We start from the raw sequence: 258 nt of genomic DNA on the forward strand, positions 1-258 counted from the left end.
TCGACTGCGTGAACGCCAATGGCGGGATCAATGGCCGCCCGATCGAATACCTCGTCGAGGACGACCAGTGGAATCCGGAAGTCGCCGCGCAGGTCGCGACCAAGCTGGTCAAGGACGAAGAAGTGGTCGCCCTCGTCGGCAACGCTTCCTTCGTGGCGATGGGCGTCAATGCCAAGCTCTACGAGGAACAGGGCGTGATGGCCATGGCCTCCGGTTGCGCCGTAGCCGAGTGCTTCGAATCGAAGAACATCGTCTCCA

The 258-nt window shown here is 61.6% G+C and carries 1 protein-coding gene; it reads left to right on the forward strand.

The annotated features are described in order from the left end of the window. Positions 1-258, forward strand: a 258-nt coding sequence (locus EUU22_RS22255; RefSeq protein ID WP_165351269.1) for an ABC transporter substrate-binding protein, incomplete at both ends; no start/stop codon positions are given.

This window comes from Ciceribacter ferrooxidans, from assembly GCF_004137355.1.
Taxonomy (GTDB): domain Bacteria; phylum Pseudomonadota; class Alphaproteobacteria; order Rhizobiales; family Rhizobiaceae; genus Allorhizobium; species Allorhizobium ferrooxidans.